Annotated in this window: 7 protein-coding genes; 5 read left to right on the top strand and 2 right to left on the bottom strand. The window is 71.4% G+C overall.

The annotated features are described in order from the left end of the window. Positions 1-4: 4 nt before the first annotated feature. A complete protein-coding gene (locus A4R25_RS30195; protein ID WP_064448872.1) occupies positions 5-760 on the bottom strand; it encodes an FKBP-type peptidyl-prolyl cis-trans isomerase in 756 nt (251 codons plus the stop codon). Between the two features lie 63 nt (positions 761-823). On the opposite strand from A4R25_RS30195, the gene A4R25_RS30200 reads away from it, so the two are divergent. Then, a complete protein-coding gene (locus tag A4R25_RS30200) occupies positions 824-1,216 on the top strand; it encodes a PPOX class F420-dependent oxidoreductase (protein ID WP_064448873.1) in 393 nt (130 codons plus the stop codon). 50 nt (positions 1,217-1,266) lie between these two features. On the opposite strand, the gene A4R25_RS30205 is transcribed toward A4R25_RS30200, so the two are convergent. Then, a complete protein-coding gene (locus tag A4R25_RS30205) occupies positions 1,267-2,286 on the bottom strand; it encodes a Ku protein (protein ID WP_043327190.1) in 1,020 nt (339 codons plus the stop codon). Between the two features lie 87 nt (positions 2,287-2,373). On the opposite strand from A4R25_RS30205, the gene ligD (A4R25_RS30210) reads away from it, so the two are divergent. The 4 genes from ligD (A4R25_RS30210) to A4R25_RS30225 all read left to right on the top strand — a co-directional run. Further along, a complete protein-coding gene (gene ligD / locus A4R25_RS30210) occupies positions 2,374-3,312 on the top strand; it encodes a non-homologous end-joining DNA ligase (RefSeq protein WP_043327188.1) in 939 nt (312 codons plus the stop codon). Beyond that, entirely contained in the window at positions 3,302-4,216 is a 915-nt protein-coding gene (gene ligD / locus A4R25_RS30215) for a non-homologous end-joining DNA ligase (protein ID WP_064448874.1), read from the top strand. Before ligD (A4R25_RS30210) ends, ligD (A4R25_RS30215) begins: the two co-directional genes overlap by 11 nt. A gap of 184 nt (positions 4,217-4,400) precedes the next feature. Then, complete coding sequence (locus A4R25_RS30220; protein WP_064448875.1) at positions 4,401-5,105, top strand: TIGR03089 family protein; 705 nt, start codon at positions 4,401-4,403, stop codon at positions 5,103-5,105. A 224-nt stretch (positions 5,106-5,329) separates the two neighbouring features. Continuing rightward, the coding region (locus A4R25_RS30225; RefSeq protein WP_157539203.1) for a DDE-type integrase/transposase/recombinase at positions 5,330-6,082 on the top strand (753 nt) is incomplete at its 3' end.

Here is a 6,082-nt window from a genome sequence, read left to right on the forward strand (position 1 = left end):
TGAGCTACTGCGCAGCCAGCACGTCGACGACGAAGCGCAGCGGCCCGGCCGGGCGGCCACCGGCGGCGTCGTTGCCGTACGCCAGATCGGCCGGCAGGTCAAGCTGCACCCGGCTGCCCACCGGCACGCCGACCAGGCCCTGGTCCCAGCCCTTGATGACCTGGCCCACGCCGATCTGGAAGGTGGCCGGCTGGCCGTTGTCCCAGGACGCGTCGAACTGCTTGCCGTCCTTGTAGAACACGCCCACGTAGTTGGTGGTGATGTTCTGCCCGGCCTTCACCGCCGGCCCGGTGCCCTTCACCAGCGTGGTGACGGTGAGCTTGGTCAGCTCGCCGGTGCCGGCCTGCACTGTCGGCTTGGTCTTCAGCGCCGGGTCGATGCCGGCGGGCAGCTCCGGAGCGGGCATCTCGGTGGGCTCGACCGGGGCGGTGGGGCTGGCCGAGGAGCCGGCGGTGGCCGCCTTGTCGTCGTCCCCGCTGTTCAGCCAGACCAGGCCACCGACCAGGGCCACCACGGCGAGCACGCCGACAGCCGCGCCGAGCATCGACTGCCGGCGGCGACGCGCCTCGGCGGCCTTCTTCTCGGCCAGCTGGGCGGCCAGCCGCCGCCCTGCCTTGGTGGCCGGGGCGGCCTGGCCCTCCGACCGGTTCTCCACACGCTCGCTCACGTCGACTCCCTGCAGGGTGGGTGGGTGCGCCCCCGGCGGGCCGCCGCCGAGGCCAGCGCACACGGTACCCGCCCGGACCCCCAGCGTGCCCATACGCCCGCACCGATCAGGACACGGAGACCGATACGGGGGCACCGCACAGGGTACGTTTCGGGCATGGCGATCCTCAGCGAAGAAGACCTGGCCCTGCTCGGCGAGCCGCAGCTCGCGCACGTGGCGACGATCGAGGCCGACGGCACCCCGCACGTCACCCCGGTCTGGGTCGACACCGACGGCGAGCACATCGTGTTCAACACGGCCAAGGGGCGGCAGAAGTACCTGAACATGGCCCGCAACCCGGTGGTCGCGGTGTCGGTGGCGGACAGGGCCGACGACTTCCGCACGCTCTGGATCAAGGGCACCGTCGAGTTCGTCACCGAGGGCGCCGACGAGCACATCGACCGGCTGGCGAAGAAGTACCTCGGCCAGGACACGTACCCGTGGCGGCGCCCCGGCGAGGAGCGTGTCATCGTCCGGGTCACCCCGACCGAGAAGCTCGGGCGAGGCTGAGCGGCCCGGCCCCGCCCTCCATCGAGGGCGGGGCCCCGGCCGTACGCGCGTCAGGCGCTCTTCTTCGCGGCGGCCTTCTTCGCCGTCGTCTTCTTGGCGGCGGTCTTCTTGGCCGGTTCGGTCTTCTTCTCCGCCGTCTTCTTCGCGGGGGTCTTCTTGGCGGCCGTCTTCTTCGCCGGCTCGGCCTTCTTCTCGGCCGGCTTCCGGGCCGGGGCCTTCTTCGCGGCCTTCTTCGCCGATCGGGCCGACGAGATCGGTGTCGGCTCGGCCCCACCGCCGGACGGCGCCTCGCCCCGGGCCGCCCGGGCCCGCTCCACGGATGCCTTCAGCGCGGCCATCAGGTCCACCGCGGCGGCCGGCGCGGCCTCTTCCTCCTCCGGCTGCACCACCTCGCGGCCCTCGACCTTCGCGTCGATGACCTCCTGCAACGCCGCCCGGTAGTCGTCGGTGAAGGCGTCCGGCTCGAACTCGCCGGCCATCGAGTCGATCAGTGAACTGGCCATCGCCAGCTCCGGCGGGCGTACCTTCAGGTCCTCGTCCAGGAAACCGAAGTCGGGCCGGCGGATCTCGTCCGGCCACAGCATGGTGTTGAGCAGCAGCACGCCCTCGCGGACCCGCAGCGTCGCGAGTTGCTCCCGCTGGCGCAGCGCCACCTTGACGATCGCCACCCGCTCCGAGTCGGACAGCGCGTCGCGCAGCAGCACGTACGGCTTCGTCGCCGAGCCCTCCGGCTCCAGGAAGTACGCCTTGTTGTAGAGGATCGGATCGACCTGCTCGGCCGGTACGAACTCCAGCACGTCGATCGCGTGCGAGGTGCTCAACGGCAGGTCGGCGAAGTCCTCGTCGGTGAGGATGACCATCTCGCCACCACCGATGTCGTACCCCTTGGCGATGTCGTCGTAGGTGACCTCCTCGCCGCAGACCGAGCAGGTGCGCTTGTAGCGGATCCGGCCGCCGTCCTCACGGTGCACCTGGTGGAAACGGATGTCCTTCTCCTCGGTGGCCGAGTAGACCTTCACCCCGATCGACACCAGGCCGAACGACACCGCTCCTTTCCAGATCGCCCGCATACCCGCGCTCCTCTCCCCGGTTGACCACCAGAATCGCAAACGATCGAACGGGACGCACGCGCTTCCGCACCCAACTACAGTCGGAACGTGCCCGGCGCGCCGTTGAAGCCGATGCTCGCGACGACCGGGCAGCTCCCGGCCGGCGCCGCCTGGTCGTACGAGTTCAAGTGGGACGGCGTCCGCGCGCTCGCCGACATCTCCCGCGGCGACCGGCACTTCTACGCCCGCTCCGGCGTCGAGATCACCACCGCGTACCCGGAACTGCTCAACCTGGCCGAGCAGGTCGGTGACGCGCTGCTCGACGGCGAGGTGGTCCTCTTCACCGACGGGCAGCCCTCGTTCACCGCGCTCGCCGAACGGATGCACGTGCGCAACCCGGCCAAGGCGGCTCGGCTGGCGGCGACCGTACCCGTCACGTACATGATCTTCGACCTGTTGCGGCTCGACGGCGAGGACCTGACCGCCCGGCCGTGGCGGGAGCGGCGGGCGGCGCTGGAGTCGCTCGGGCTCGGCGCCGCCCGGTGGGCGGTGCCGCCGGTCTTCGGCGACGGCCCGGCCACCTACGCGGCGGCCGGCGAGCACGGGCTGGAGGGGGTGATGGCCAAGCGGGTCGACTCGCTCTACCGGCCCGGCGTGCGCTCCCCGGACTGGGTGAAGGTCAAGCTGGAGGTCACCGGCGACTTCGTGGTCGGCGGCTGGCGGCCCGGCGCGCGGCGCGTCGGCGGTCTGCTCGTCGGCGTGCCCGGCCCGGACGGGCGGTTGATCTACCGGGGGCGGGTCGGCGGCGGGATCGGCGCGGCCATCGAACGGGAACTGCTGCGTGAGCTGGAACCGCTGCGGGCCACCGCGTCGCCGTTCGCCGCCGGGGTGCCGCGCGAGGATGCCCGCGGCGCGATCTGGGTAACTCCCCGGATCGTGGTGGAGGTCAAGTACGGCCAGCGCACGCCGGACGGGAGGCTGCGCTTCCCGCGCATCCTGCGCCTGCGCCCGGACAAGCCGCCCGAGGAGGTCGACGATGCCGGCTGACCGGCTCAAGGTCGAGGTCGAGGGGCGCTCGCTGGAGCTGTCCAACCTGGACAAGGTGCTCTTCCCGCAGGCCGGCTTCACCAAGGGCGAGGTGATCGACTACTACACCCGGATCGCCCCGGTGCTGCTGCCGCACCTGCACGACCGCGCGCTCACCCGGATCCGGTTTCCCAACGGCGTCGACGGCGGCTCGTTCTTCGAGAAGAACGCACCCGCCGCGACGCCCGGTTGGGTACGCACCGAGAACCTGCCCGCCCCCGGCTCCACGAAGGGGCGGGAAACCATCGACTACGTGGTCTGCGACGAGCTGCCCACGCTGGTGTGGCTGGCCAACCTGGCCGCGTTGGAGCTGCACACTCCGCAGTGGAAGATCGGCGCGCACCCGGACATGATGGTGGTCGACCTGGATCCGGGCGCCCCGGCCGCGCTCAAGCAGTGCTGCCAGGTGGCGCTGCTGATGCGCGACCGGCTGGCTTCCGACGGGATCTCCTCGTTCCCGAAGACGTCCGGGAAGAAGGGCATGCAGCTGTGCTGCCCGATCGCCGGTACGCAGGACGCCGAGATCGTCTCCGACTACGCCAAGCGGATCGCGCAGGAACTGGAGCAGGCGCACCCGAAGCTGGTCGTGTCGAAGATGGCGAAGAACCTTCGGCCCGGCAAGGTCTTCATCGACTGGAGCCAGAACAACGCGGCGAAGACGACAGTGGCGCCGTACTCGCTGCGGGCCCAGCCGGTGCCGGCCGTGTCGACGCCGCTGACCTGGGACGAGGTGGAGGCCGGGGCGGCCGGGAAGCGGCCGTCGACGCGGCCGTACACCGCCGGGGAGGTGCTCAAGCGGGTGGAGAAGCAGGGCGACCTGCTGGCGCCGCTGCTCGACGGCGGTCCCGAGCTGCCGACCGGCTGACCCGCCACCACGCGCCGCCCACCAGCGCCGCCGCCGGGCTCGCCGGGGCACAGGTCGGCACCGTGTACGCGAGCGCGGCCGCGACGGCCGCCTTCGCCGGGCGGAACACGAGCGGCGGTTGGTCCTCCTGGTCGACCGGTTCACCCGGCTAGGGTGAGCTGACCGCCAGGGAGGGGCACATCCGATGGCCACCCGCGCACCCGCCGCCGTCGCAACCGACGAGCCGCTGCTGACCTACCTCGACGACGCCACCGGCGAGCGCACCGAGCTGACCGGGCCGCAACTGGGCGAGTGGACGGCCCGCAGCGCCGGGCTGCTGCGCGACGGGTGCGGGCTGCGCCCCGGTGACCGGGTGGCGGTGCTGCTGCCGCCGCACTGGCGTACCGCGGCGGTGCTGCTCGGGGCCTGGTCGGTCGGGTTGACGGTGTCGTTCCGTCCCCGTGCGCTGGCCGGGCTGCCGGTGCTGGAACCGGGCGCGGACCGGCCGTACGACGCGGTGTTCGTGACCCCGGAACGCCTCGACGACTGGCTGGAGGACGTGCCCGAGGGGACACACCGCTACCTGGTGGGCACCGGACCGGGCCCGCTCGCCGAGGTGCCGCCGGGCTGGCTGGACTGGTCGGCCGAGGTGCTGCGACACCCCACCGACCCGCCGGACTACACGGCCGTCGACCCGTCCGGCCCGGCCACGGCGGACGGCACCAGCTTCGGGGCGTGGCGCCGCTTGGCCGCCGAGATCGCCACCCAGCTCGATCTGCACCCCGGCGACCGCCTCCGGGTGGACCCGACCGAGGACGAGCAGCCCCTGAAGTGGCTCTTGGCCCCCCTCTCCGCGGGCGCCACGGTCCTGATCCACGCCAACTCCGCCTCCGCCTCCTCGCCTCGCTGATCTTGCAGTCGCGGCCCCTCGGGTGCCGGGTTTGTGGCTTGAGTCCGGGCCGCAACTGCATGATCAACGGCACTCCTGGCGTTTCGCGTCGATCCACGAAGAGATCTTGGAAGGAAGCGGTCGTCATGAGGGCTGTTCAGTCCCATGACATCTGTCAGCGTTGAAGTCCCGATACATGTGTCACGTGGTAGGGATCTTGGGTCGGGTGGTATGTGCTGCCGGGCATGGCTTCTCGGCGGCATGTGATGAACCTGCTGGACGCGCTGCTGGCGGCGGGGGTTCGGGTGAACGCGGCCGAGTTCGCGCGTGAGCACGGGGTGTCGGTGCGCACGGTGTACCGGCACCGCGCACGTATCCGGGCCGAGGGTCAGTGGCAGGAACGATCCCGGCGGCCGCGTACCAGTCCGCGGGTCACGCCGCCGGAGGTGGACGCGTGGATCTGCAAACTGCGCGCTGAACTGGGCCCGGACAACGGGGCTGACTTCATCCGAGACGCGTTGGACGATGTGCGCCGGCGCACCGACGCGTCCTGGTCGGTGCCGTCACGCTCGACGGTCAACCGGGTGCTGGCCCGGCATGACCTGCTCGTGGCTACTCCGGCTAAACGACCGCGTAGCTCGTGGCGGCGTTTCAGCTATGCCCGGCCCCGCGACTGCTATCAGATCGACGCCACCGAAGTGAAACTCGCCGACGGCCGCACTGTCGTCGTCTTCGACGTCCTGGACGACTGCACCCGCACCCTGGTCGCCTGCCACGCCGCCGCCGCGGAGACCGCCCGAGCCGCGATCACCGCGATCAGACAGGCGTTCACCGCCTACGGCGTGCCGGCCATCGTGCTCAGCGACAACGGCATCGCGTTCACCAGCCGCCGCACCCGACCCGGATCAATCTCCACCTTCGTGCAGACCCTGATCGACCACGGCACCCGCCCGATCAACTCCAGCCCCTACCACCCACAAACCTGCGGCAAGGTCGAA

Origin of the sequence: Micromonospora sp. NBRC 110037 (genome assembly GCF_001652995.1) — a bacterium.
Taxonomy (GTDB): Bacteria; Actinomycetota; Actinomycetes; order Mycobacteriales; family Micromonosporaceae; genus Micromonospora; species Micromonospora chalcea.

Bases quoted from the DNA above. Each gene is read 5' to 3' on its own strand.
- A4R25_RS30195 (WP_064448872.1), bottom strand. From the start codon at position 760: ATGGGCACGCTGGGGGTCCGGGCGGGTACCGTGTGCGCTGGCCTCGGC.
- A4R25_RS30200 (WP_064448873.1), top strand. From the start codon at position 824: ATGGCGATCCTCAGCGAAGAAGACCTGGCCCTGCTCGGCGAGCCGCAG.
- A4R25_RS30205 (WP_043327190.1), bottom strand. From the start codon at position 2,286: ATGCGGGCGATCTGGAAAGGAGCGGTGTCGTTCGGCCTGGTGTCGATC.
- ligD (WP_064448874.1), top strand. From the start codon at position 3,302: ATGCCGGCTGACCGGCTCAAGGTCGAGGTCGAGGGGCGCTCGCTGGAG.
- A4R25_RS30220 (WP_064448875.1), top strand. From the start codon at position 4,401: ATGGCCACCCGCGCACCCGCCGCCGTCGCAACCGACGAGCCGCTGCTG.